We start from the raw sequence: 554 nt of genomic DNA on the forward strand, positions 1-554 counted from the left end.
CTTAAATTCTGTTACATCCGTAACCCATTTTTCATTTGGTTTTTCCGCGGTAAATTCCCGATCTAATATGTTTTCTGCCACATGTTGAGGTGTAGAGCGTTTATATTGCTTCTTCTTGACACGAATGACAGAACGTAATCCAGCCATTTTCATCAGTCGATAGATTCTTTTATGATTAAGTTCCTCTTCGAACTTTCTATTCATATGAAGGGTCATTTGACGATAACCAAATATGCCATCAACTTTTTCATGGAGAATTTTCATCTCTTTGATGATTTCTTCATTCAGTAATTCTCGGRATGAAGGGGTACGATTAAGCCACTTATAGTATGCAGATCGTGCAATACCTGCAATTTCACAAAGTAAACTAACGCTTAAACCTTCGTTCTGGTGAAGCTCTTGAATAGCGACATACTTATCCTTAAATCGGATTTGGCTTAGTTTCGCCTCCTTTCGATCTCCTCTAACTTTTTTAAGAATAAGTTCTCCGCACGTAACCGTTCATTTTCTCTTTCTACCTTTTTCATTTGAAGTTTGAATTTCTCTTCAGGAGC

1 protein-coding gene is annotated in these 554 nt (G+C 36.9%); it reads right to left on the bottom strand.

All coding sequences use genetic code 11. The features are described from left to right. Window positions 1–480, bottom strand: a 480-nt coding sequence (locus AB4114_RS35850; RefSeq protein ID WP_441992684.1) for an IS3 family transposase, incomplete at its 3' end; no start/stop codon positions are given. Window positions 481–554: the final 74 nt, after the last annotated feature.

Origin of the sequence: Paenibacillus sp. 2RAB27 (assembly GCF_052115445.1) — a bacterium.
GTDB lineage: Bacteria > Bacillota > Bacilli > Paenibacillales > NBRC-103111 > Paenibacillus_E.